Annotated in this window: 19 protein-coding genes and 3 pseudogenes; 12 read left to right on the top strand and 10 right to left on the bottom strand. The window is 69.3% G+C overall.

Annotated features, from left to right (window positions below; genetic code table 11):
* The first annotated feature begins 562 nt into the window (after positions 1-562).
* The 5 genes from ACZ5U5_RS01420 (at position 563) to ACZ5U5_RS01400 (ending at position 7458) form a co-directional block, all read left to right on the top strand.
* Positions 563-1651 carry a DUF1996 domain-containing protein gene (locus ACZ5U5_RS01420; protein ID WP_469014869.1) on the top strand — a complete coding sequence of 363 codons (1089 nt, stop codon included), beginning with the start codon at positions 563-565 and terminating at the stop codon, positions 1649-1651.
* A 133-nt stretch (positions 1652-1784) separates the two neighbouring features.
* On the top strand, positions 1785-3539 hold the full coding sequence (locus tag ACZ5U5_RS01415; RefSeq protein WP_469014867.1) for a discoidin domain-containing protein: 1755 nt from the start codon (positions 1785-1787) through the stop codon (positions 3537-3539).
* A gap of 69 nt (positions 3540-3608) precedes the next feature.
* Positions 3609-6041, top strand: a complete 2433-nt coding sequence (locus ACZ5U5_RS01410; protein WP_469014865.1) for a glycoside hydrolase family 3 C-terminal domain-containing protein — start codon at positions 3609-3611, stop codon at positions 6039-6041.
* 99 nt (positions 6042-6140) lie between these two features.
* The gene (locus tag ACZ5U5_RS01405; RefSeq protein WP_469014863.1) at positions 6141-7181 is read left to right on the top strand and encodes a LacI family DNA-binding transcriptional regulator; all 1041 of its coding nucleotides are present in this window, start codon (positions 6141-6143) and stop codon (positions 7179-7181) included.
* Between the two features lie 88 nt (positions 7182-7269).
* Positions 7270-7458, top strand: a complete 189-nt coding sequence (locus ACZ5U5_RS01400; protein ID WP_469014862.1) for an antitoxin — start codon at positions 7270-7272, stop codon at positions 7456-7458.
* A gap of 109 nt (positions 7459-7567) precedes the next feature.
* Here the strand turns inward: ACZ5U5_RS01400 and ACZ5U5_RS01395 are convergent, their stop codons facing one another.
* Entirely contained in the window at positions 7568-8311 is a 744-nt protein-coding gene (locus ACZ5U5_RS01395; RefSeq protein ID WP_469014859.1) for a metallophosphoesterase, read from the bottom strand.
* Between the two features lie 91 nt (positions 8312-8402).
* Between ACZ5U5_RS01395 and ACZ5U5_RS01390 the strand changes: the two genes are divergently transcribed.
* Positions 8403-9044: a CGNR zinc finger domain-containing protein gene (locus tag ACZ5U5_RS01390; RefSeq protein ID WP_469014858.1), complete on the top strand. Its 642-nt coding sequence runs from the start codon at positions 8403-8405 to the stop codon at positions 9042-9044.
* Here the strand turns inward: ACZ5U5_RS01390 and thpR are convergent.
* Positions 8996-9586 (bottom strand): RNA 2',3'-cyclic phosphodiesterase, encoded by a 591-nt coding sequence (gene thpR, locus ACZ5U5_RS01385; RefSeq protein ID WP_469014856.1) that lies wholly within the window; start codon positions 9584-9586, stop codon positions 8996-8998. The genes ACZ5U5_RS01390 and thpR overlap by 49 nt on opposite strands.
* A gap of 270 nt (positions 9587-9856) precedes the next feature.
* Positions 9857-11026 carry an acyltransferase family protein gene (locus ACZ5U5_RS01380; protein WP_469014855.1) on the bottom strand — a complete coding sequence of 390 codons (1170 nt, stop codon included), beginning with the start codon at positions 11024-11026 and terminating at the stop codon, positions 9857-9859.
* 235 nt (positions 11027-11261) lie between these two features.
* On the opposite strand from ACZ5U5_RS01380, the gene ACZ5U5_RS01375 reads away from it, so the two are divergent.
* Positions 11262-12527 (top strand): glycosyltransferase family 4 protein, encoded by a 1266-nt coding sequence (locus ACZ5U5_RS01375; RefSeq protein ID WP_469016833.1) that lies wholly within the window; start codon positions 11262-11264, stop codon positions 12525-12527.
* 10 nt (positions 12528-12537) lie between these two features.
* On the opposite strand, the pseudogene ACZ5U5_RS01370 reads toward ACZ5U5_RS01375, so the two are convergent.
* Together ACZ5U5_RS01370 and ACZ5U5_RS01365 are read right to left on the bottom strand one after the other, a co-directional pair.
* Positions 12538-13125: pseudogene (locus ACZ5U5_RS01370) on the bottom strand (MFS transporter); the annotation flags it as partial.
* A 35-nt stretch (positions 13126-13160) separates the two neighbouring features.
* Positions 13161-13814, bottom strand: a complete 654-nt coding sequence (locus ACZ5U5_RS01365) for a Type 1 glutamine amidotransferase-like domain-containing protein (RefSeq protein ID WP_469014853.1) — start codon at positions 13812-13814, stop codon at positions 13161-13163.
* Between the two features lie 125 nt (positions 13815-13939).
* On the opposite strand from ACZ5U5_RS01365, the gene ACZ5U5_RS01360 reads away from it, so the two are divergent.
* Entirely contained in the window at positions 13940-14491 is a 552-nt protein-coding gene (locus ACZ5U5_RS01360; protein WP_469014851.1) for a SigE family RNA polymerase sigma factor, read from the top strand.
* The gene (locus tag ACZ5U5_RS01355; RefSeq protein ID WP_469014850.1) at positions 14488-15864 is read left to right on the top strand and encodes an outer membrane protein assembly factor BamB family protein; all 1377 of its coding nucleotides are present in this window, start codon (positions 14488-14490) and stop codon (positions 15862-15864) included. The genes ACZ5U5_RS01360 and ACZ5U5_RS01355 overlap by 4 nt, the downstream gene beginning before the upstream one ends.
* An 80-nt stretch (positions 15865-15944) precedes the next feature.
* On the opposite strand, the gene ACZ5U5_RS01350 is transcribed toward ACZ5U5_RS01355, so the two are convergent.
* Positions 15945-17003, bottom strand: coding sequence for a vWA domain-containing protein (locus ACZ5U5_RS01350; RefSeq protein ID WP_469014847.1), 1059 nt, complete (start codon positions 17001-17003; stop codon positions 15945-15947).
* Between the two features lie 197 nt (positions 17004-17200).
* A pseudogene (locus ACZ5U5_RS01345) lies at positions 17201-17401 on the bottom strand (STAS domain-containing protein); the annotation flags it as partial.
* A gap of 262 nt (positions 17402-17663) precedes the next feature.
* Here ACZ5U5_RS01345 and ACZ5U5_RS01340 point away from each other — a divergent pair.
* Positions 17664-18197 (top strand): carboxymuconolactone decarboxylase family protein, encoded by a 534-nt coding sequence (locus ACZ5U5_RS01340; RefSeq protein ID WP_469014844.1) that lies wholly within the window; start codon positions 17664-17666, stop codon positions 18195-18197.
* A 28-nt stretch (positions 18198-18225) separates the two neighbouring features.
* Here ACZ5U5_RS01340 and proP read toward each other — a convergent pair whose 3' ends face one another.
* Entirely contained in the window at positions 18226-19770 is a 1545-nt protein-coding gene (gene proP / locus ACZ5U5_RS01335; protein ID WP_469014842.1) for a glycine betaine/L-proline transporter ProP, read from the bottom strand.
* 316 nt (positions 19771-20086) lie between these two features.
* Between proP and ACZ5U5_RS01330 the strand changes: the two are divergent.
* Positions 20087-20269, top strand: a pseudogene (locus tag ACZ5U5_RS01330) (SMP-30/gluconolactonase/LRE family protein); the annotation flags it as partial.
* Between the two features lie 3 nt (positions 20270-20272).
* Here the strand turns inward: ACZ5U5_RS01330 and ACZ5U5_RS01325 are convergent.
* Together ACZ5U5_RS01325 and ACZ5U5_RS01320 are read right to left on the bottom strand one after the other, a co-directional pair.
* Entirely contained in the window at positions 20273-20899 is a 627-nt protein-coding gene (locus tag ACZ5U5_RS01325; protein ID WP_469014840.1) for a TetR/AcrR family transcriptional regulator, read from the bottom strand.
* 82 nt (positions 20900-20981) lie between these two features.
* Positions 20982-21521, bottom strand: a complete 540-nt coding sequence (locus ACZ5U5_RS01320) for a CGNR zinc finger domain-containing protein (protein ID WP_469014838.1) — start codon at positions 21519-21521, stop codon at positions 20982-20984.
* A gap of 120 nt (positions 21522-21641) precedes the next feature.
* On the opposite strand from ACZ5U5_RS01320, the gene ACZ5U5_RS01315 reads away from it, so the two are divergent.
* Positions 21642-22337 (top strand): haloacid dehalogenase type II, encoded by a 696-nt coding sequence (locus tag ACZ5U5_RS01315; RefSeq protein WP_469014836.1) that lies wholly within the window; start codon positions 21642-21644, stop codon positions 22335-22337.
* Positions 22338-22547: the final 210 nt, after the last annotated feature.

The following is a 22547-nucleotide window of genomic DNA, read 5'->3' as shown; positions in this document are numbered from 1 at the left end:
GGGGGGGTTGGGGGGGGGGGGGGTTGGGGGTGTTTGTTTTTCTGGTGGGGCCCCCCCAAAAAACGGGGGGCCAGAAAACAAAACCACTGGGGGGGGGGGGCCCCCCCCCCCCCCCCCCGCTTCCCATTACCCGCCACTGCGCGCCGCAAGGAGAGCGCTCTCCCGAGCTGCATCCTCCTCACCTCCGAATGACGCGTCAACGCCAGGCGCACCCACTCCTCGCCTTGCCGCCGAATCAACTGTGTTGAAACCGAGGGGTACTAGATCGGTGCGCCAGGGCATCTCAGCACCCCCTGAGCGGAATGAAGTTACGCCGCCGAGTCGGAGGCTGCCGCGCCGGCAAGCGCCTTCGTGCACCAAATGCCCCCTGTCGGACCGCAGTTGCCGGCCTTCAGTGCTGCCCCCTCTCTTGACACGCTCGCGTCACGGTGGGAACACTCCGGGAGAGCGCTCTCCCAACGAGTATCCGGTCAGGGCGCCAAGCCCCGGCGCTCGGGAGCGCACGGCCACGGCTCCCGGCAGGCCGGTCCCCACATCCCTCTCCACGTGGCAGGAGGTCTCCATGGCACGGAGATCGAGAACGATCTCAGGAGCGCTGATCGCGGGCGCCCTGATACTGAGCTCACTCGGCATCGGCGGCATCGCGGTGAGCGCCGATCACGCGTCCGAGTCCCGGACGTCGAAGGCCGCGACTTCGCACGCGGGTCACGCCATGGCCGCGTCCACCCGCATGTCGGCGGAGGACGCCGACGAGGACGGGTACATTCCCGCGAAGCAGCCCGTGACCGGCATCAAGTCATCGGCCGATGAGCCGCCGCACCGCTACTTCCATGAGTTCCAGGCGCACTGTTCGGTGACGCACACCGCCCCCGACGACCCCATCGTCTATCCCGGGCAGCCCGGCAAGTCGCACGACCACACGTTCATGGGTAACACCACGACGAACGCCCACAGCACCACAGGGTCTCTGGACTCCGGTTCCACCAAGTGCCTCGCCCCCGGCGACAAATCGGCGTACTGGATGCCCACCTTGTTCAACGGTGACAAGGAGGTGCGGCCCATAGGGGACCAGACGATCTACTACAAGGCCGGGGTCACCGACTACACAAGCGTGCGGCCGTTCCCCAAGGGGCTCAGGTTCGTCGTCGGCAGTCCGATGCAGAGCGCGCAGGAATTCCGTGACCACCCTGGCTTCGTCGAAGGGTGGGAGTGCGGGGAGAGCTACTTCAACGTCGATTTCCCCAAGAACTGCCCCACGAGCCAGGACACCCAGCTCAACATCCGTTTCCAGGCGCCCAGTTGCTGGGACGGCAAGACGCTGGACTCCCCTGATCACCAGAGCCACATGTCCTACCCGGTGGTCAAGAGCGGCACCAACGACAACGTCTGTCCGACGAGCCACCCCGTCGCCCTGCCGATGATCGAGTTCAAGATGGCGTTCCCCGTCAACGGGGACATGTCGAAGGTCCGCCTGGCGAGTGGGACGGGCCACTCCTTCCACTACGACTTCTTCAGCGCGTGGGACGACGCGACGCTGAAGGCGCTGGTGGACCACTGCATCGTCGGCGGTCTGCAGTGCGACCCGCGCGGCTATGACCAGACCCACCCCGAAGCGGGCGCGGCACTCGACGAGAACTACGAGCTGCCGTGACCTCGGCCTGCGAAGGGCGGACTGGGCTGGCTCCCTTCCGTCCAGCCCACCCTTCGCAGGCGCCTCCCCACCCCGCACCCCACCTCGCACTTCAGTCCGCACCCTCTCACCCCCCCTCGCCCAGGAGACCCCCATGCGTAGACCTGGTACCGCCCGCTCCCTCCGCGGCATCGTCGCGCCCGCTACCGCGGGCCTGCTCGTGACCGGCGCGCTCGTGCTCCCCGCCCAGCAGGCGCACGCGGCCGGCAGCGTCGTGAAGGTGACCGGTTCGCAAGGCAACTGGCAGCTCACCGTCGACGGCTCGCCCTACCAGGTCAAGGGCTTGACCTGGGGCCCGTCCGTAGCTGACGCCGACAAGTACATGCCCGATCTGCGGTCCATGGGCGTCAACACCATTCGCACCTGGGGCACCGACGCCTCCAGCAAGCAGCTGCTCGACTCCGCTGCCTCACATGGAGTCAAAGTCGTCGCGGGCTTCTGGCTGCAGCCCGGCGGCGGCCCGGGAAGCGGCGGCTGTGTCAACTATCTGACGGACACCGCGTACAAGAACCAGATGCTCGAGGAGTTTCCCAAGTGGGTGGGCACCTACAAGGACCACCCCGGCGTCCTGATGTGGAACGTGGGCAACGAGTCGGTGCTCGGCCTGCAGAACTGCTACGCCGGGGATGAACTGGAGAAGCAGCGCAACGCGTACACCACCTTCGTCAACGACGTCGCCAAGAAGATCCACGCGGTCGACCCCAACCACCCCGTGACGTCCACCGACGCGTGGACCGGGGCCTGGCCGTACTACAAGAGGAACGCCCCCGACCTCGACCTGTACGCCGTCAATGCCTACGACGCCACGTGTGACATCAAGTCGGACTGGGAGCAGGGCGGTTACGACAAGCCCTACATAGTCACCGAGTCGGGGCCCGCCGGCGAGTGGGAGGTTCCCGACGACGCCAACGGGGTTCCCGAGGAGCCCACCGACCGAGCGAAGGCCGCCGGATACACCAAGGCCTGGGACTGCGTCACCGGCCACCGGGGCGTCGCGCTCGGCGCCACCATGTTCCACTACGGCACGGAATACGACTTCGGCGGCGTGTGGTTCAACCTCCTTCCCGCGGGCCAGAAAAGACTCTCGTACTACGCCGTGAAGAAGGCATACAAGGGCAGCACGGCCGGTGACAACACCCCGCCGGTCATCACCGATCTGACCGTCGACGGCGACGCGGGCAAGGTCGCGGCGGGCGGCCCGCTCACGCTCACGACGAAGGTCAGCGACCCCGACGGCGACGCGCTCTCCTACGAGGTGCTCGCCAACAGCATGTACGTGGACAAGAGCAAGGACCTCACCCCGCTGGCCGCCACGGACCAGGGGGCGGGCCGCCTGAAGGTCACGGCCCCGGACAAGCCGGGCGTCTGGAAGATCTACGTCAAGGTCAGCGACGGCAAGGGCAACGTCGGCATCGAGACACGGTCGGTGCGCGTGGTGGTGCCGCCGGTCGACGGCACGAACATCGCCCAGGGCAAGCCCGCGACTGCCTCGTCCTTCCAGCCGGGCAGCGGCGACTGCCCGTGCACCGCGGCCAACGCGGTCGACGGCAAGCAGAACACCCGGTGGGCCAGCGACTGGAGCGATCCGCAGTGGCTCCAGGTCGACCTCGGTTCCACGACCTCCTTCAAGCACATCCAGCTCAACTGGGAGACCTCGTACGCGAAGACGTACACGGTCCAGACCTCGGACGACGGGCAGAACTGGCGGACCGTGCACGAGGTGCGTGGCGGCAACGGCGGTGTCGACGACTTCGACGTGAACGGTTCGGGCCGCTACGTACGGATCAACGGAACGGAGCGAGGCACCGGATACGGCTACTCGCTCTACGAGTTCGGCGTCTACAAGTGAGGTGACGGCTGATCCGGGACCGATCCGACTTCGGCGCCGCTTCCCCGTCGGGGGCAGGAGGAGCAAAGAATGACGCGCGACGAACTGCTGCGGCTCGTGGGCAGGCTCGACCTGGAGCGCAAGGTGGGGCTGCTGACCGGCGCCACCGTATGGCGCACCCGGGCCGAACCTGCCGTGGGGCTGCGGGAGATGGTCTTCTCGGACGGTCCCGCCGGGGTGCGGGGGGAGGAGTGGGACGAGCGTCGCTCGTCGTTGCTCCTGCCCTCCGCGTCCGCGCTGGGTGCGCTGTGGGACGAGCGTATGGCCGGGGAACTCGGCGAACTGCTGGCCTTCGAGGCGCTGCGCAAGGGGGTGCACGCCGTCCTGGCGCCCACCCTGAACCTGCATCGCACGCCGCTGGGCGGGCGCCACTTCGAGTGCCTGGCCGAAGACCCGGAACTCGCCGCGCGGACCGGGGCCGCCCTGATCCGCGGCATCCAGAGGCACGGGGTGGCGGCGACCGCGAAGCATTACGTGGCGAACGACTCGGAGACCGAGCGGCTCACCCTGGACGTACGGGTGGACGAGCGGACGTTGCGCGAGGTGTATCTGGCCCCGTTCGAAGCGGCCGTCCGGGCGGGCGTATGGCTCGTGATGAGCGCCTACAACGGCGTGAACGGCACGACGATGACCGCGAACGGACTGTTGGCAGAGCCGCTGAAAGGAGAATGGGGATTCGACGGAGCCGTCGTCTCCGACTGGGGCGCCGTACGTCTGACGGAGCAGAGCGCGACGGCGGGCCAGGACCTCGCGATGCCCGGTCCGGAGGGCCCGTGGGGCACGGCTCTGATGGCGGCGGTCCGTAACGGCAGCGTCCCTGAGCAGGCGATCGACGACAAGGTGCTGCGCCTGCTCACCCTGGCCGATCGCGTCGGCGCGCTCGGCGGCGGCCGGAGGCCCCCGCCGCGCGCCTGGCCCAGCGGCACCGCCCGACGTCTGCTGCGCCGGGCGGTCGCGGCCGGCACCGTGCTTTTGCGCAACGAGGACGTGCTGCCCCTGGACGCGTCCGCTCTGCGCAGCGTGGCGGTCGTCGGACGGCACGCCTCGGCACCGCGGCTCCAGGGAGAAGGCAGCGCCGGGGTCTTCCCGGCGGATGTCGTCACCCCGCTGGACGGGATCCGGGCCCGGCTGCGGGGGCGGGCCCGGATCCTGCACGCGCCCGGCCCGGACCTGGGCGGACAGCCCAGGCCGCTGGACGCCTCGCGGTGCGAGAACCCCCTCACCGGGGAACCCGGCGTACTGCTGCGGGTGCTGACCGCGGACGGGCGTGAAATCTCCTCGGAACACCGGCGTTCCGGACGCCAGTTGGAGCCACCTCTCGCACCGGAGGCCCACACCGTCGAGGTCAGTGCGCTGGTGCGCACGGGCTCGGAAGGCAAGTGGACGTTCGGCGTGGGCGGTTACGGTCGGATGAGTCTCGCGGTGGACGGACAGGCCCTGGTCGAAGGGGAGTTCGCGCGCGACACCGAGGACCCCGCCGTCATTCATCTCGACCCGCCACGCCGCCACGCCTCCGTATGGCTCCCCGCGGACCATCGCGCACATGTCGTGGCCCGCAGGGAACTGGCTCCGGACACCGGTCGCGCCCTCGTCGTGACGGCCGCGGAACCCGAACCGGACCCCGAGCAGGCACTGTCCGAAGCGGTGGAGGCCGCTCGGACCGCTGATGTCGCCGTGGTCGTCGTCGGCACCACCGAGGGCAGCGAAGCAGAGGGACACGATCGCACCTCGCTCACCCTTCCCGGCCGTCAGGATGAACTGGTCGCGGCGATCGCCGCCGCGAATCCGCGCACCGTGGTCGTGGTCAACTCGGGCGGACCCGTGGAACTGCCCTGGCGGGAGCAGGCCGGGGCGGTGCTCCTGTCGTGGTTCCCCGGACAGGAAGGAGGGGCCGGAATCGCCGACGTCCTCTTCGGGCGGGCCGAACCGGGCGGACGCCTGCCCACCACGTGGGGAGCCACGCTGGCGGACGCGCCGGTCCGCGAGACCCGGCCACGGGACGGGACCCTGGCCTACGCGGAAGGCCTGCACATCGGCTACCGCGCCTGGCTGCGGTCGGGCCGCGAACCCGCCTACTGGTTCGGCCACGGCCTGGGCTACACGACGTGGAGCTACGAGCGCCTTCGGGCCGTGCGTACGCAAGAGCGACAGGGCGGAGGAGCAGCCCTGGCCGTCGAGGTGCGGTTGCGGAACACCGGCGCGCGCCCGGGACGCGAAGTGGTGCAGGTCTACCTCGCGCGGCCGGACTCCGCCGTGGAGCGCCCCGTCCGCTGGCTCGCGGGCTTCACGACGGTGCGGGCGGAGCCGGGGGAGACGGTGACTGCGTCGGTGGAGGTACCGGCCAGGATGCTGCGCCATTGGGACGCGGAAGAGCACCGGTGGCGGACCGAGGCGGGTGCCTGGCAGGTCCTTGCGGGCCGCAGCGCCGGAGATCTGCCCCTGACGGCGACGGTGCGCGGGTAGAGCGGACGACCGTACGCCGGTGGATCAACTGCCGTGGCCGTCGAGCGGGCACGGGAGAGCGCTCTATGACGCCCGATCGCGGGGCGTTAGTGTTCCCGGATGGACAGACAGATGCCGACGCTGGAGGACGTGGCGCGCGAAGCGGGGGTCTCCCGCGCCACCGTCTCCCGGGTGGTCAACGGCGTGCGCAATGTCGCCCCCGCCATCCAGGACGTGGTCCGAGCCGCCATCGAGCGCACGGGCTACGCGCCCAACCGGGCCGCGCGCTCCCTGGTGACCCAGCGCGCGGGCACCATCGCCCTGGTCGTCTCGGGCGCCGGAGACCACACCGACACGGCGCAGAACGCGTTCGCAGCGCGTGTGTTCGCCGACCCCTTCTTCGGCCGCGCCGTCAGCGGGGTGGTGGGATTCCTGCGCCCGCGTGCGATGCACCCGGTGCTGATGTTCGCGGAGACGGAGGACTCCCGGCAGCAGGTGCTGACCTATCTGCGCCAGGGCAACGCGGACGGCGCCCTGGTCGTCTCGACGCATGCCCAGGACCCGCTGCCGGAGCTGCTCGCCGAAGCCGGGCTGCCCGCGGTGTTCTTCGCCCGCCCCTCGCTGCGGGCCCGCGTCACGTTCGTCGACTTCGCGCACCGGGACGGGGCGAGGCTGGCCGCCGAGCATCTGCTGGGCCGGGGCTGCCGACGGGTGGCGACTGTCTCGGGCCCACTGGACATCCCCGCGGGCCGCGAACGGCTCGCCGGGTTCCAGGACGGCATGGAACGGGGCGGACAGCCCTACATCCCCGTCGCCGAAGGCGGCTTCACCCTGGAGAGCGGGGCGAAGGCGATGCGTCGGCTGCTGGCCGAGCACCCGGACATCGACGGGGTGTTCGCGGCGAACGACCTGATGGCGCAGGGCGTGTGCCAGGTCCTGCGGGAGCAGGGCAGACAGGCACCTCACGACGTGGCGGTGGTCGGCTTCGACGACTCCAGCGTGGCGGTCACCTGCACGCCCCCGCTGACCACGGTGCGGCAGCCCGTCGAGGAGATGGGCGCGGAGATGGCACGGCTGCTGCAGGAGCAGATCGAGGGCGTACGGACCGATCCCACCTCGGTGATCTTCGTGCCGGAGCTCGTGGTGCGGGAGTCCGCCTAGCGAAAAGGGGCCCTCCGAGCCACCGGATGCGGATCATGCCGTGCGGTGTGAGCCTGGTTGTGGGGGCGACACAGAGAGGCGGCTGCCCATGTCAGTCATGGACAAGCTCAAGCAGATGCTCAAGGGGCACGAGGACCAGGCCGGGAAGGGCGTCGACAAGGCGGGTGATTTCGTCGACGACAAGACCCAGGGCAAGTACTCCGGCCAGGTCGACACGGCGCAGGACAAGTTCAGGGACCAGCTCGGCAGGGACCAGGACCAGCCCCCGCAGTCCTAGGCGCGACGCGATTCTCAGTGCCCGCCGATAGCCTGGGCTCTTCCATCCGCGCTGTGGCTGCAGCGCTGCCGCCCCGCCCCCGTGATGCGGGGGGCGGGGCACTCGGCTGTCACGGCAGCACGCGGTAGTGGGTGGTCAGGCGGCGGTCGTCGTCGAGGACGTGGAAGGCGAGGCCGGGGGGCTGTTCGCGGTCCGCGGGCTCGTCGCCTTCCCAGGGCAGGCGCAGGGTCCAGGTGATGGCGGGCCCGACGATCAGGGGACGCGCGGCGAAGGTGCTCGCGGCCGCGGTGTGGGCATGTCCGGTGAGGACGGCGGTCACGTGGGGGTGGGCTTCGAGCAGTGCGGCCAGTTGTCCGGGCTCTCGCAGGCAGTAGGCGTCGGGCAGGGGGTGGTGGAGCGTGACCGGCGGCTGGTGGAAGGCGAGCAGCGCCGGGGTGTCGCGGGGGAGCGCGGCGAGGGTGGCGTCGATCCAGGCGAGTGTCTCCGCGTCGAGGAGGCCCTCGTCGCGCCCGGGAATGGTGGAGTCGCACATCAGGACGGCTGTTCCGGCGATGTGGTGGACCTGGTTGATGGGCCCTTCGTCGGGCGCCAGACCCAGCAGCGCCTTGCGGTAGGCGGGGCGCGCGTCGTGATTGCCGGGGCAGGTGAGGACGGGGAAGGGGGCGGCCAGGATCTGGGCCGCTTCCTCGTACTCGGCCTCGTCGCCGTGGTCGGCGATGTCGCCGGTGACCAGGAGAGCGTCGACGGGCTGGGGCAGGGCGCGCAGGTAGTCCATGACGTGCGTGGCGCGACGGGTTGCCCGTTCGCTGCCGTCCAGGTGCAGGTCGCTGATGTGGGCAAGCAGCGCTGTCATCGCTCGGTCTCCTCCATGCCTAACGGGAAATATAAATTAAGCGTTAGGGACAGTAGAGTGTTCCGGGCGATGTGATCAAGGGAGGCGACCTGTGGAACGCTGGTTGGCACTGGAGTTGGCGAGCACGATCCGTCATGACGGGGACGGCGGAGTCGCCGACGACCTGGCCACGGTCGACGGAATCACTCGCTGGACGCTTGCCCAGGAAGGTCTCTTGCCCGCCCATGTACGGGCCGTGGAAGTGGCGGCGGACGAGGACCTCAGACGGGCGGTCACCGAACTACGGCGTGCGGTACGGGCGTTGTTCGCGCGCGCGGTGAGCCCCGCGCCGCCCAGCCCGGCCGACGCCCACCAACTGATGCCCGTCGACAAGGCGCTGGCCCACCTGAACGCGGTCGCCGCCGGGCAGCTGGTGGCCCCCCAGCTGGAATGGCCGCACGAAGAAGCCCCCGCCGTACGGCTGCTGACAGGGCAGCAGGACCCGCGGGCCGGTCTTCTGGCCGCCCTGGCTCGCGCCGCCGTCGACTTCCTGAGCGGCCCGCAGCGCGAGCACCTGCGCGCCTGTACGGCACCCCGGTGTGTGCGTTACTTCGTCAAAAGCCACGGTCGGCAGGAATGGTGCAAGGCCTCCTGCGGAAACCGGGCCCGCGCGGCCCGCCACTACCAGCGCCATCGCGCCGCGGATCAGGCGCGCGGGCCCTCCTCGAAGCTCCAGGCGCCGACGTCCCGGTAGTGAATGGGGCCCGGGCCGCGGCCGTAGTTGCTGGCGACCAGGTGCAGACGTTCGGCCTGCCAGAGGCGGCCGGTGAAATCGGCGAGCCCGGCAGCGGCTTCCACCGCGCACGACGGCGTGTCCCGACGGGCGCGGGCCAGGGTCAGATGGGGACGGAAGGGCCGACCCACATGAGGGGCGCCGCAGTCGTCCGCGACGGCACGCACCGCGTCGGCGAGCGAATTCAGCTCTTCGAGATCTCCGTCGATCCCGCTCCACAGCACCCGCTCGTCGAAGTGACCGCCGCCGCGCAGCGCCAGGTTCAGGGGCTTGCGGGTGGCGGCGAGGCGTGCGAGCGGCGTCCGCAGGAGCGGCACCACGGAGACGGGGACCTCGCCGAGGAACGCCAGCGTGATGTGCCAGTCCTCGACGCGGTTCCACCGCATGCGCGGATGAGCCCGGTAAGCGGGGTCGAGGGCCCGTTCCAGTTCCTGCTTCGCGTCGTCGGGCGGGGCGAGAGCGATGAACACACGAACGGTCGCGGGCGGGTTCTGTTCGTTCACAGGGTCCTTCGTACCGCATCCAGGCGGTCGGGCGACCGGCGCCCCCGCCCGCGACCTGTGTCTCCGGGGCCGGTCAGGTGCAGGGCTCCGCGGTGATGCTCCGCCGTGTCTCCTCCGCCTGGCGGCGCACGGTCTCGACGACGTGGGGCCTGAACTTCGATTCGGCGTAGCTCACCAGATGGTCGAGCACACCGTTCGCCTGCTCGGCGCTCGCCCTCCTTGGCGTGGGCCTGGGCCAGGCGGCGCACGCTGGGCTCGGTGCTGCTGTTGCTACCTGGGCGACACGACGGCTGCCTTGGGGGCAGGAGGAAGTGCGGCGGGCTTGGGCGGGTCCTCGCTGAGGTAGGCGCGACGCCAGCGGAGGAAGGGCCGTTCGATGCCGTTGTACGTGACCACGGCCGCGGCCAGGGTGATGGGCAGGACCGCCGCCGTGGCGGTGATGAACGCGTCCACCACCGGGCGCCCCGTCAGCTCGAACCACCAGCGGCGGGAAATGATCGCGGTGACGACCATGTAGTGGAGCAGGTAGACGGAGAAGCTCATCTCGCCGACCTTGGCGATGCCTCGCGACACGACCCCCGTCGAGGAGATGGTGGCCACATAGGTCAGCACGACCAGAGCCCACAGAACGCCTTCGACGTCGACCCAGAGCAGACGTGTGGCGTGCCGTTCGTGGAAGGCGTGGGTCTGGTTGAACGCCCAGATGGCACCCATGACCAGCGCCGTCGCGATCCCGACCTTCGGCAGCCCCCGAAACCGTTCCCGGTGGTGCACGAAGAACCAGGCGGCGACCATGCCAAGCAGGAACTGGTCGATTCTGCCGGCGAGGCTGTAGTAGAGCATCGAGTTCACGCTGATGCTGCCGGTGGCCGAGGCCCATACCAGGCCGCGGATCACGGCGACGGCGGCCAGGAGCTTGAGCAGAGCCGCGGGACCGCGCTTGGTGAGGAGTCTGCTGAACAGCGGAAACAGCAGATAGAACTGCAACTCGACCGCGATGGCCCACCACATGCTCGACACCGCCCCCAGGCTGAGGGACCCGGGCAGATTGCCCAGACCGACCAGGGACTGGACCACGGCGAGCAGACTCGCTCCCTGCTTGTGTGCGCCGATGCCCAGAACGATCAGCGCGATGTAGAGCGGGAAGATCCGCAGCACCCGGTTGCCCAGGAACCTGCCGTAATGGACGTCCTTGCCGAGGGTGCCGATGGTGAAGATGAACCCGGAGAGAACCATGAAGAGGGCCACCCCGGAATGGCCTTCAAGGACCAGAGTCGCCAGAGGGTTCTCCGAATAGAGCCAGCCGTGCGCGTCCCCGTTCGGGGTCTCCCGGAGAAACGGAGAGATCATGTGCGTGCCGTGGCAGAGGAGCACCAGCACCGCAGCAAAGGCACGCAAGTGATCCACGGACACGAGGTACTGCCGGTTGCTGCTGCGCATGAAGGGACGACATCAGCACCCGCGCGGCCGATTCGGTACATGCGCACGAGTCCCTCCATATTGCCCGATAATTTCACTCATCCGAGGGGGCGGCGGCGCTCTGCGCGCCTTTCGCGTCTCGCAACCTTCGGTCGGCCCTGTCGTTGGCATGACGAGTGGCCCCGTCTGCGCGATTTCCGTTGTGCCGGGGCCTTGGCGACTCCTCATGGAGTGCGGCTACGGGAGCCACGGCACCTTGCACATCTCATTCCTCATCCACAATTCCTTCGGTTTCGGCGGCACGATCCGCACCACCATCAATCTCGCCAACGCGCTGGTCGAACAGCATGACGTGGAGATCGTGTCGGTCTACCGGCACAGGGACGCACCCGTGTTTCCCGTTCACCCCCGCATCCTGCTCCGGCACCTGGTGGACCTGAGGAAAGGGACACCGGGATACGAGGGTGACCTGCCCGAGGCCCAGAGATCCGCTGCCGTCTTCCCCCGCAGCGAGACGCAGTATCCGTACTACAGCGCACTGACCGATCAGCGGATCGCGCATCACCTGGGAACGCTGACGAGCGACGTCGTCGTGGGCACACGGCCAGGCCTGAACACGCACATCTGTCTGCAGGCCAAGCGGGGTCCGCTGCGTGTGGGCCAGGAGCACCTGACGTTCAGCAACCACCCGCGGGCCCTGCGCATGACGTTGCGTCGGCTGTATCCGCGGTTGGACATGCTGACGACCACAACCCAGGCGGACGCGGAAATCTACCGGAAGAAGATGACGCTGCCGGGCGTGCGTGTCGAGGCATTTCCCAATCCCGTCCCGGCGCCACTCGGAAACCCACCGAGCAGCAGGGACAAGGCAGTTGTCGCTGCGGGAAGACTCGTTCCGCCCAAACGGTACGACCTCCTCATCCGGGCATTCGACAGGGTCCGCGCCGAACGCCCCGACTGGGTTCTGCGCATCTTCGGACCAGGAATCGCGGGAGGCCACGGAACGCAACTCCAGGGCCTCATCGAGAAATTGGACCTGGAAAAGCATGTCTCCCTCATGGGTGCGGTCTCGCCCCTGGATCCCGAGTGGCTCAAGGCGGGTCTTGCCGCAAGCGCCTCGGACCACGAGTCGTTCGGCATGACCATCGTCGAGGCGATGCGGTGCGGTGTGCCCGTCGTCTCGACCGACTGTCCCCTCGGACCGAGAGAGATCATCTCGGACGGCATTGACGGGCGTCTCGTACCCATGGGGGATGAGGAGGTGCTTGCGCGCAACCTCCTGGAACTCATCAACGACGATGAGCTCCGGCAGCGTATGGGCAAGGCGGCACAAGCCTCCTCGGCGCGATACGAGCCCGCACTCATCGCAGACCGCTTCGCCGACACCTGCGCACAACTAAGGGGGCGGGGCTCCACGAACGGGACGTTCAGGGCCGCCGCGCACCAGACCCGAGGCTCAGTGATCGGCGTGGCCTATGGCCTCAAGGACGCGGTGAAGCAGAGGCTGCAGAGGTTCCGCTGAGCCACACCGGTCAGCCGTTCCCGGGCTCGTGTCGCCTCAACGCCCACAGCGCGAGCCCGAGACAGCTGAACGCGGCACCCAGCGCGCATACGGCACCTCAGCCGGCCACCGTGTAGAGGGAGGTCGCGGCGATGGCGCCGGTGGTGCTGCCGATCGAGTAGAAGACCATGTATCCGCCGATCAACCGGCTGCCCGGCGTCCGGACGCAGCGCGTAGATCAGGGTCTGGTTGGTGACATTCACCGCCTGCACGGCGAGGTCGAGAAGGATCCCCCCGACGACCAGGGCCCGGAGCGAGCCTCGGGTGAAGGCCAGGGGCACCCACAAGACGGCGAGCAGCGCCAGGGCGATGGCGGTGGTCCGCCGGGCAAGGCCCCGGTCGTTCAGGCGCCCCGCCGCGGTCGCGGCCAGGGCACCGACGACGCCGAGGCCAGGTAGACGGAGCGCCAGCCAGCGAGATCGGCCATGAGCCCGGACGCGGTGCGGGCGAGCAGGATCCCGATGACAACGCCGCTGGTGACCAGACCGACCATGCGTCCGCGCTCGGCGGGTGTCTGCGGACGGACGACGGACGCCACCACCGCCCACAAGCTCTCCGACCAAGTAGTGCGTGACGGTGGTTCCGGGAGGCGGATCAGACCACGCGTACGTGCACGCCGTCGATGACCAGGGCCTGGCCGTCTCGCAGCGTGCGATGGGCGACCCCGGCCGCCAGGTAGTTGGCCGCCACGACGCCACAGGCCTCCGTCTCGGGATGGCCCGGCGAGTCGACGTGGGGCACGACTGCGTGGTCAAGGACGCCGAGACCGTCCCAGACCGCCGGGTCGCCGTACGTCTCGGGCACCACGTTCGGGTCGTCGCAGGCATCGAGTCCGCGCAGGCTGGGGGCGAGGACGCACGCGCCGGCGCTGTATCCGGCGTAGACCAAGGCGTCGCGTTCCAGGAGGGCGGTCACCGCGGCGTCCGCACGGCTGCGGGCCAGCGCGTAACGCAGCATGAACGAGTTGCCGCCACGTACCCAGAGCGCCGGGAAACGGCTCAGCGCCGCCTCGGCTTCGGCTGCGGGACGGCCGAAGAAATCCCGCAGGTCCAGTTCGCTCGGCCGTAGTCCCCACGATGCCAGCGCGGCGATCTCCCGCTCCACGCCGGCCTTGCGCGCGTCCTCGGGCTGCCCGTCCACGGCGTTCGCGATCACCGCGATCTCAGATCGCACCCCGGCTCCACCCAGTAGTCCAAGGAGCTGCTCAGGGTGGTCGCCCAGGCGGAACGACGAAAGGTACATGCGCATGCCCGGACCCTAATCGGCGCTCACCCGGGCCGCACCAAGATTTTGTGCGCGCATAATCTCGTCCGCCGAGGGATAGCGGGAGGCAGGCCATCGCGTCGTGATGGTTGCGAAGAAGGGGAGGGTCGATGGAGGCCTCAAGTCACGACGAGTTCCGGGAGTTCGTAGCGATGCGCTCCACCGCGCTGCTGCGGCTCGCGGTGCTGCTCACCGGTGGGGACCGGCATGCGGCGGAGGATCTGCTGCAGATTGCGCTGATGAAGGCATACGGACGCTGGACGCACATCGAGCAGCCCGAGGCGTATGTCCGGCAAGTCCTGTACCGCCAGCAGGTCAGCCGCTGGCGGCTGCGCAGACATCGCGCCGAGACGACGGTGCCCGTACTGCCCGAGTCCGGCGGTGAAGCCGGCCCCGAGTCGGACACCGAGCTGCGGATCGCGCTGTGGGCGGCGCTGCGTCGGCTGACCAAGCGGCAGCGTGCCGTGGTCGTGCTGCGCTACTTCGAGGATCTGCCGGAGGGCGAGGTCGCGGCGCTGCTGAGGTGCCCGGTCGGCACAGTACGCAGTACCGCGCACCGCTCGCTCGCCAAGCTCCGCGCGCTCGTCCCGGAGCTCGGGCCCGAAAGGCCCCTGGAACAGGCGCAGTCGCTCAGCTACACGCCGAAGGAGATGCAGGGATGACGACGGAACGGGTGGAGGAAAAAGTCCGGGAGACGCTGCACGCGGTCGCCCTGGATCAGGTGCGCGCGCCCGGGGACCTGGTCGAGCAGGTGGAGCGGCGGCGCAGCCGGCGCCGCTTCTCGCAGGCCGCGGGGGCGGTGGTGGCTGTCGCCGCGATCACCATGGGGGCGTTGTTCGGCTTCGGCGGCACGGGTGCGACCGACGACGACCGTCCCGCACGGCCCGCGGTGTCACCGGAGGGCTGGAAGCCGTGGCAGAAGGACGTGGCGGATGCCGCCGCGCGGGGCTGCCTGGTGGACGGGGCCGCGCTGTACTGCGCCGGGTCCAAGTACGACGCCGCCAAGTTCGACGCGAACACCGGCGAGCGGCAGTGGACGGTCAAGGTCAAGCGCGAAGGTGATGGCATCGACCACCCGTTCGCCGTGCGCGACGGCGTGGTCTACGCCTACCGCAACCACACCACGAAGAACGAGCCGAGCGGCGACTACGCCGGCGGCACCGACCTGATGGCGGTGGACGCCGACAACGGCGACGTGCTGTGGACGGTCGAGATGCCGCAGGACGACCGCACCGACCAGGCCGCGATGCTCATCGACGGCGCGGTCCTCGTCAACACACCGAACCTTCGTACGATGTCGGCCCTCGATCCGTACACCGGCAAGGAGAAGTGGCGCCACACCTGGGACAAGGGGGTCGCGTGCCAACGTGCGGTGCTGGGCGGCGTGCCCCATCTCGCATGCACGCAGGACATCGAGAAGCCGGACGGCACCGACATCCTGCGACTCGATCCCGCCACCGGAGATGCCAGGAAGGTCGCCACGCTCCCCGGCGGGCAGCAGCTCATCGGAACCTCGGGGGACCGTATGGTCCTGAGCGAGGCGCCCGACCTGACGAAGGGCTTTGACTTCCCCGCCCACAGGGATCTGCGGCTGACCACCATCAGTGGCTCCGGCAAGCAGACCTCGTACTCCTACCGGGTCGACGGGGAGTTGGCCAGCTTGGACGTCGTCGGCGGCCGCCTGATCACCGTGAACTGGAAGGGCGAGGCCTCGGCTTATTCGCTGACCACAGAAAAGACTCTGTGGACGGGTCCGGTCGGCATCAAGTTGCCTGACAAGGACACCATGCGTGAGGTCGCGTCCCCCGTGGTGTCGATGGCGCAGGGAGTGGTGTACTTCCTCGGCGAGGGCGGTGGCCTGTCCGGCCTCGATCTGAGCACGGGCGAGCAGGTTTGGCACGGGAACGTGGACTTCGGCGAGCCGAAGCAGGGGCCCGGCTCCTGGAGGTCGTCGCAACTCCTGCTCTACAAGGACGCGTTGGTCGCCCGGAAGGGCGGCGAGATCGTCTCGCTGCTGCCGGGGGTCGGCCACTGACCTCGCAGGAGGGCCGGGCCGGGGTGGCACTTCCTGCCCCGGCCCGGCCCTCCTGGCTTTCAGGTCTCAGGATTCAGGAATCAGAGCATGATGAGCAGACGCGTTTTCGGCTTGAGTTTCCTGTTCACCGAACGGCTCTGTACGTAGACCTCCAGCTTGGGATTGTTCCCCGCCTTCACCGAGACCGTCCCCTGAATGCCGGACCCGAAGAGGAGGCTGCGCGCCGCGTCTCCCGTATAGGCGCGATCGGTGTCCTTCTCGACCACGATGACTTCCTTGTTGGGCTGGACCTGAGCGCGGGCACCCAACTGGTAGTAACAAGAGCCGCGTTCGTAGGCCACGCCCGGATGCGAGTCGACGAAGGGGCGGATCTCGACTTCCTTGTCGACCTTCAGGAGACGGTACTTGTCGGCCGGAATGGGTTCGAGATTCGCCCGTACTTCGTCGATCGATATGTCCTGGCCGACGGCGAACAGGTTCTTCGTGCCGCGCACGCCTTGCTCGCGGGCCCGGAGGAAGCTGGTGGCGGCGGCGCGCACGGTGCCGATGGCCTCCTCGACGCCCTCCTGGGAGTCCGCGTCCCAGATGGCTATGTTCCCGGCAGGGAAGCCGTAGTTCTGCGCTGTCCGCTTGGCCAGCGAGTTCGGCACAAGGATGGCGGACGTCCAGTGGCCCGGCAGTCCGCCCATCTTCGCCGCGATCCTGTCGAGCCAGGGGCCGAGGATCTTCATGTCGCCGTCGTGCCGCCTGTCGCCGCCGGAGGCGTTCTCCTCGCCGTCCGTCACCACGATCTGGAGGAAGCTGTGCTCGCCGTATTCCTCCCAGATGTGTCCCAGGTCGTCCAGGGACTTCAGCGAGGCCTCAATAAGTGCCGTAGCCCCATTGTTGACTTGGTAGAGACCTCGCATGGACGGAAGGTGCTTCACATCCATGTCCCAGACGAGATTCTCCACCCTGTGGTCGAAGGAGTAGAGACTGATACGGGTCTCGTGGCCGAGGCTGTCCGATTCGGCCTTCAAACCCGACACGAACTCGTCCACCACACGAATGAGTTGATTCTGGTGAGGACTCATGGAACCCGAACAGTCCACTACCAGCGCGACGTGATTCACCTTGTGCTGAATCCTGTTGGCGGACATGTTTCTGCTCCTTCTCCGAGGGCTGCTTCCCGAGTGATTCCACTCTATGGGGAGGCACTGACAACGCCCTTTGAGGAACCGTCACCGACCATGCGGTCGGCGCGCAGTGCACGGCTGTGAGCCGCTCAGCACAAGAGATGGGCGGCGCGGGCGAGTCCCTCCAGGGCGCGGCGCTGCTCGTCCGGCCACCGCCTCGATCAGCGCGCCGTCCCCGGAAGTGATCGGAACCGCTGTGCGGCGCGCTCCACAACCAGGCTGGCGCCCGCCGCGGTGGCCCGCAGCCGGGCGTCCACGAGCAGGGCCACTCCGTCCGTCCCACAAAACGTCACCCGGCTCAGGTCCGGCAGAACGCGGTCGGCGGGCCGTTCCATGGCGCCCCGCAGCTCGCGGTCCAGGACCGGTACGGCCCGCGACGCCGTTCCCCGTGCCCATGCCCGCCCACGTTAGGGCCGAGGTCACCCATGCCGGGGGCACTTCACCATGCCGGACTTCCATGGTGCCGATCCGGCCAGAGGCGGACAGATTTGTCAGTCCCGCACAGCAAGGTCATCACCTCACGGTGAAGCCGGATGCATCGTCGGTCCCTTAGTCTCCGGCGTGCGCGCGAGCTCGACGCCAGATGCGGCGCGTCGCCCCTCTCGAATCTCGAACGGAGCCGACATGGAGTATCCGGATCTCTCCGCACTGCCCGTCGAACTGCAGGAGGTCGTGACCTCGTACGGATCGCTCAACGTCTTCCGGATGCTGATGCACTCACCGTCGCTCGCACCAGGCGTGCTGACGCTCGGTGACGCGGTCCTGCAGAGCAACTCGCTGCCCGACACCTTGCGCGAGCTCGCCATCGTGCGGGTCGGCCGGGTCTACGAAGCGGCCTACGAGGTGCACCACCACGAGAACATCTCTCGTCTCGTCGGCCTGGGGGAGGAGGCGATCGCCGCCGCCGAGACCGGTGCAACCGGGAAGCTCTCCGGCCCCGAAGCCGCTGTCCTGAACGCCACGGACCGGCTGCTCGCCCGGCACACCCTCGACGAGGCCACACGGGAGGAGCTGCTGGCATTCCTGACGGTGAACCAACTCGCGGACCTCGTCATCACCGTGGGCTTCTACCAGCTCATGTGCGGCTTCCTCAACACCTTCGAGGTGACGACCGAGGGCGAGGGCTCCGCGCCGTACGGTGAGGCGCCCCCGCAGTAGGGAGAGCGGAGAGCCGCCGCGCCCCGCGTCAGTCGCCGCGCTTGCGGCCCTTCGTGGAGTCGCTGCGGCCCCCGCGGGGGTGCCACAGCCGCAGCCATACGTCCCGCGCGTGGCGCCCTGCCTCCGAGCGGCTGCGCGCGACCATCTCGCGGGCCTCGTCGTGCGTCTCGACCATGGGTCCCGAGCCTCGCAGCGGCCGGCCCGCTGTCTCGTGCAGGAAGAACGTCGCGACCAGGCCGATCGCCCCGGCCACCATCAAGTAGAAGGCGGGTACGAGCGTGTTGCCCGTCTTCTCGACCAGGAAGGAGGCGAGCAGCGGGGTGGTGCCGCCGAAGAGGGAGACGGAGATGTTGTAGGCGATCGACAGGGCTCCGTACCGCAGACGCGTGGGGAACAGGGCGGGCAGGGTCGCGGCGGCCGTGCCGGCGAAGCAGACCAGGAGCAGGCCGAGGATGGCACAGCCGAACGCGGGCAGAAGGATGCCGCCCTCCCGGATCAACAGGAACGCCGGAATGGCGAGCGCGATCAGGGCGATGCTGCCGCCCATGAACATCGGGCGTCTGCCCCACCGGTCGGAACTGCGGCCCACGGTGGTGATGGCGAGAGCCACGAGCAGCATGGTCCCGAGCACCAGCAACTGGGCCGTCGTGTCGCTCTCGCCCAGCGTCACCGTCATGAACGTGGGCAGATACGACGTCACCATGTAGTTCGTGACGTTGTAGAGCAGCACCAGGCCCATGCAGATCAGCACCGCCTGCCAGTGGCGGGTGAAGATCTCCTTGAGGCGTCCCTTGCCGGACTGGCGTGCCTGCTCGACGGGATCGTCCTCGCCCCCCTTGGAGCCTTCCTCGCGCTCGGCCGCGGCGCCGGCCACCTCCTGCTGGAAGGCGGGCGTCTCCTCCAGCTTCAGCCGCATGTAGAGGCCGATGAGCCCGAGCGGCCCCGCGATGAAGAAGGGGATGCGCCAGCCCCAGCTCTCCAGGCCGTCCGTCCCGAGGGTCAGCGTGAGGACGGTGACCAGACCCGAGCCCAGGGAGTAGCCCACGAAGGTGCCGAAGTCGAGCCAGCTGCCGAGGAAGCCGCGGCGCTGATCGGGCGCGTACTCGGCGATGTAGGTGGTGGCACCGGCGTACTCGCCTCCCGTGGAGAAGCCCTGCACCAGACGGCACAGGAGCAGCAGCAGCGGGGCGGCGAATCCGATGGAGGCGTACGAGGGCAGCAGGCCGACCGCGAAGGTGCTTGCAGCCATCATGATCATGGTTGCCGCGAGCACCTTCTGCCGGCCGATGCGGTCGCCCAGCGGCCCGAAGACGAGACCGCCCAACGGGCGGACGAGAAAGGCCGCGGCGAAGGTGGCGAACGTGGCGACGACCTGCGCCCCGGGCGAACTGGAAGGGAAGAAGACTTTTCCGATCGTGCCCGCCAAATAGGCGTAGACGCCGAAGTCGAACCACTCCATGGTGTTGCCCAGCGCGGCCGCCGTCACCGCGCGCCGCACCTTGGGACGGTCCGAGACCATCACGTCCTCGGCACTGAGCGTCTTCTTCCTGCGACGCAGCAGCGTGCGCGCCATGCGGTCGGTTTCCGACCGTGATCCGCGCGTCGATTCCGTCTCCGGTCCCCGGGGCCGCCGGGGGGTTCGGTGCGGTGGGCCTTTCGCCATGAAGCTTTTCTCCTCTTGCCTGAGAAAAAGCCGTGTCGCCGCAAAATTAGGCTGCTCAAGAGGGACCGGCAAATTGTCAGGCCGAGGTGGCGGCCCTGGCCCGGAGGGCCTCGCCCATGTTCTCCTCGCGCCAGCGCCGCAGCAGTTCATGGAAGGCGACGGCGCCGTGCGGGTAGGCCGTGGGGCCGTTCGGGCGGCCTCGGCCCTCGCCGTCTTCAGCCCGGACGGTGAACGGCTGGCCACCGTTGAGGTCCCGGCCAAGGCCGCCGAGGGTCTGGAGTCGGCGACCAACGTCGCCGTCACGCCGGGCGGCAGGAAGGCCTACATGACCGTGAGCGGCCCCGACGGCGGATACGTCTACCGGTTCACCGCGCTCGCCGACGGCATCCGCCAGTCCAACGGCGGCTGACGCTCACCTCTGCGCGTCGGTCTCGACGGGCTGCAACGGCCCCACCTCGACGCCGAGCAGGCGCCAGGCCGCGAGAGCGCGGCGCTCCCGCTCGGCAGGGGTGGGGCCGGTCACGGCCCCGGAGACCATCGCGACGGCGAGCATGGCGTCATCGGCGGACAGCCGGTGCCCGGCGGGCAGGCACCGGGACAGGACGCTGTGGACGCGCCCCGCCAGCGCTTGGGCCTGCTCGCCGTCGCCCCGGGCACCGCGTATGCGCAACAGGTCCACGAACGCCGTCGAGCGGGTCAGGTGCCAGGTGACCACACCCAGGACGCTCGCCGGGCTCGCGTCGGGCTCGTCCGCGGCCTGTTCGATCTGCTGGACGTTCTCGTCCAGGACCGCCGAGGCCAGCGCGACCCGGTCGGCGAAATGCCGGTAGAGGCTGCCCTGTCCGACCCCGGCGCGGCGCGCGACGGCCGACAGCGGTGCGTCAAGACCCAGCTCGGCGAAGACCTCGCGGGCGGCGGCGATCAGGGCGGCGCGATTGCGTGCCGCCACCCGCCGCCCCTGGTTGGCCGGACGGGTCGCGCCGGCCGCGCTGTCGCGGGCGTCCCATCGCGCGCCAGGGGGTGGGGAGGGGTTTGTCACGCTGGAAGGGTAGTACGACCCCTCTGTCCGGCTTCGCAGCCCAGCGCCTGCGGCTGAGCCTCGGTCTCGGGGTGATCGTGCTTCACGGGGTGGTGTGTTTGCGGGCTCGGTAGGCGGCGGCCTTGACGCGATTTCCGCACGCCTGCATGCCGCACCACGTACGGCGCGTGCCGCGGGAGCGGTCGAGGTACAGGCGGGTGCAGCTCGGGCGGCCGCACTCCTTGAGGCAGGTGCGGGGATCGGCGAGCAGGGTGATGGCGCGCCGGGCGACGTGGGCGAGCGCGGAGGCGACATCTCCCGTCCGGCGGATGCCCGTGTCGCGGAGGTGGAGAGCCGGGGGTGGTCCGGCGGCGGCGTTGTTGAGGATGTCCAGACCGGCAGGCTCGTAGCGGCGTCCGTGCATGCGGTCGAGGGCGAGTTGGTGGATGGCCTCACGGAGCCGCAGGGCATCGGCGAGGGCCGTGGCGTCGGCGCTGACCTGATCCGGGAGCTCGTCGCAGGCCTGCATCCACTGTTCGAGGTCCCCGGGCGTGGTCAGGAGGTCGCGGGGCTGATCGCGGCGGGATTCCACGGTGGCGACCAGGTCAAGGGCGGGATTGCCGCTCACAAAGGCGAAGTGCACGTCACCATCTTGACCGGTGACGCGGGTCGGGGCAAGACTCGTCACCTGTTCAGCCGGTGACGTGCGGGGCGCGGTCCGCGGAGCTCTCGTCACGCCCAACTGCTGCGAGGAGGAGAGCGGATGCCGAGTACAGGCGATGTCGAGGTGGTCGTCTTCGACGTGCTGGGGACGATGGTGGACGAGTCGGGAGGGTTGCGGGCGGCCCTTCGCGAGGCGCTGCCCGCCTCCGCCGACGGGGCGTCCGTGGACCGTCTGCTCACGGTCTGGCGGGAGCACGTCGAGCGTGAGCAACGGCGTATCGGGGACGGAAGGCGGACGTACGCGAACAGTGAGGTCATCGATCGGGAGGCGGCCGAGCGCGTGGCCGAGTACGCCGGGCTGAGCGATCCGGTGGCCATCGGGCGCCTGGCCGGGGCATCGCAACGGCTGAAGCCGTGGCCAGATTCCGTTGCCGGGCTCGCGCGGCTTGCGGGGCGGTTTCCGGTGCTGGGACTGTCGCATGCCAGCCGGGGGGTGCTGCTGCGGTTGAACGCTTACGCGGGGCTGCGTTGGCATCAGGCGTTGTCCGGCGAGGAGGTGCGGGCGTACAAGCCCGCACCGGAGGTCTACCGGCTCGCGATCGAGGCGGCGGGGTGTCCGGCTGAGCGGGTGCTGATGGTCGCCGCGCATGCGTGGGACCTGCGAGGGGCGCAAGCGGCGGGGATGCGGGCGGCGTATGTGCGGCGGCCGTTGGGGGATCCGCCGCGAAGCACCGACACCTTCGACCTGCAGGTGGAGAGTCTGGAGGAGCTGGCGGCCGCACTGAGGGTGGCGTAGTGGGACAGCAGAAAGCCCCGGACTTCGTGCTGAAGTCCGGGGCTTCGCCTTGAGCGCTGGGCAGGCCTTGCACCTGCATTTCCCCGCAGGAAGCGGGGCGTCTTTCCTTGGACGACCAACGCCGGGCCCGCTGCCAGGAGTTCTCCGGCCGCAGGCTCAAGATCGACTTTAGCGTACGAAAGGAGATGGCGGAAATCGGTTGCCCGTGGG

The organism is Streptomyces sp. NPDC033177, assembly GCF_055577715.1.
This window is presented reverse-complemented; position numbering and strand designations above follow the sequence as displayed.

Bases quoted from the DNA above. Each gene is read 5' to 3' on its own strand.
- ACZ5U5_RS01420 (WP_469014869.1), top strand. From the start codon at position 563: ATGGCACGGAGATCGAGAACGATCTCAGGAGCGCTGATCGCGGGCGCC.
- ACZ5U5_RS01415 (WP_469014867.1), top strand. From the start codon at position 1,785: ATGCGTAGACCTGGTACCGCCCGCTCCCTCCGCGGCATCGTCGCGCCC.
- ACZ5U5_RS01410 (WP_469014865.1), top strand. From the start codon at position 3,609: ATGACGCGCGACGAACTGCTGCGGCTCGTGGGCAGGCTCGACCTGGAG.
- ACZ5U5_RS01405 (WP_469014863.1), top strand. From the start codon at position 6,141: ATGGACAGACAGATGCCGACGCTGGAGGACGTGGCGCGCGAAGCGGGG.
- ACZ5U5_RS01400 (WP_469014862.1), top strand. From the start codon at position 7,270: ATGTCAGTCATGGACAAGCTCAAGCAGATGCTCAAGGGGCACGAGGAC.
- ACZ5U5_RS01395 (WP_469014859.1), bottom strand. From the start codon at position 8,311: ATGACAGCGCTGCTTGCCCACATCAGCGACCTGCACCTGGACGGCAGC.
- ACZ5U5_RS01380 (WP_469014855.1), bottom strand. From the start codon at position 11,026: ATGCGCAGCAGCAACCGGCAGTACCTCGTGTCCGTGGATCACTTGCGT.
- ACZ5U5_RS01365 (WP_469014853.1), bottom strand. From the start codon at position 13,814: ATGCGCATGTACCTTTCGTCGTTCCGCCTGGGCGACCACCCTGAGCAG.
- ACZ5U5_RS01360 (WP_469014851.1), top strand. From the start codon at position 13,940: ATGGAGGCCTCAAGTCACGACGAGTTCCGGGAGTTCGTAGCGATGCGC.
- ACZ5U5_RS01355 (WP_469014850.1), top strand. From the start codon at position 14,488: ATGACGACGGAACGGGTGGAGGAAAAAGTCCGGGAGACGCTGCACGCG.
- ACZ5U5_RS01350 (WP_469014847.1), bottom strand. From the start codon at position 17,003: ATGTCCGCCAACAGGATTCAGCACAAGGTGAATCACGTCGCGCTGGTA.
- ACZ5U5_RS01340 (WP_469014844.1), top strand. From the start codon at position 17,664: ATGGAGTATCCGGATCTCTCCGCACTGCCCGTCGAACTGCAGGAGGTC.
- proP (WP_469014842.1), bottom strand. From the start codon at position 19,770: ATGGCGCGCACGCTGCTGCGTCGCAGGAAGAAGACGCTCAGTGCCGAG.
- ACZ5U5_RS01315 (WP_469014836.1), top strand. From the start codon at position 21,642: ATGCCGAGTACAGGCGATGTCGAGGTGGTCGTCTTCGACGTGCTGGGG.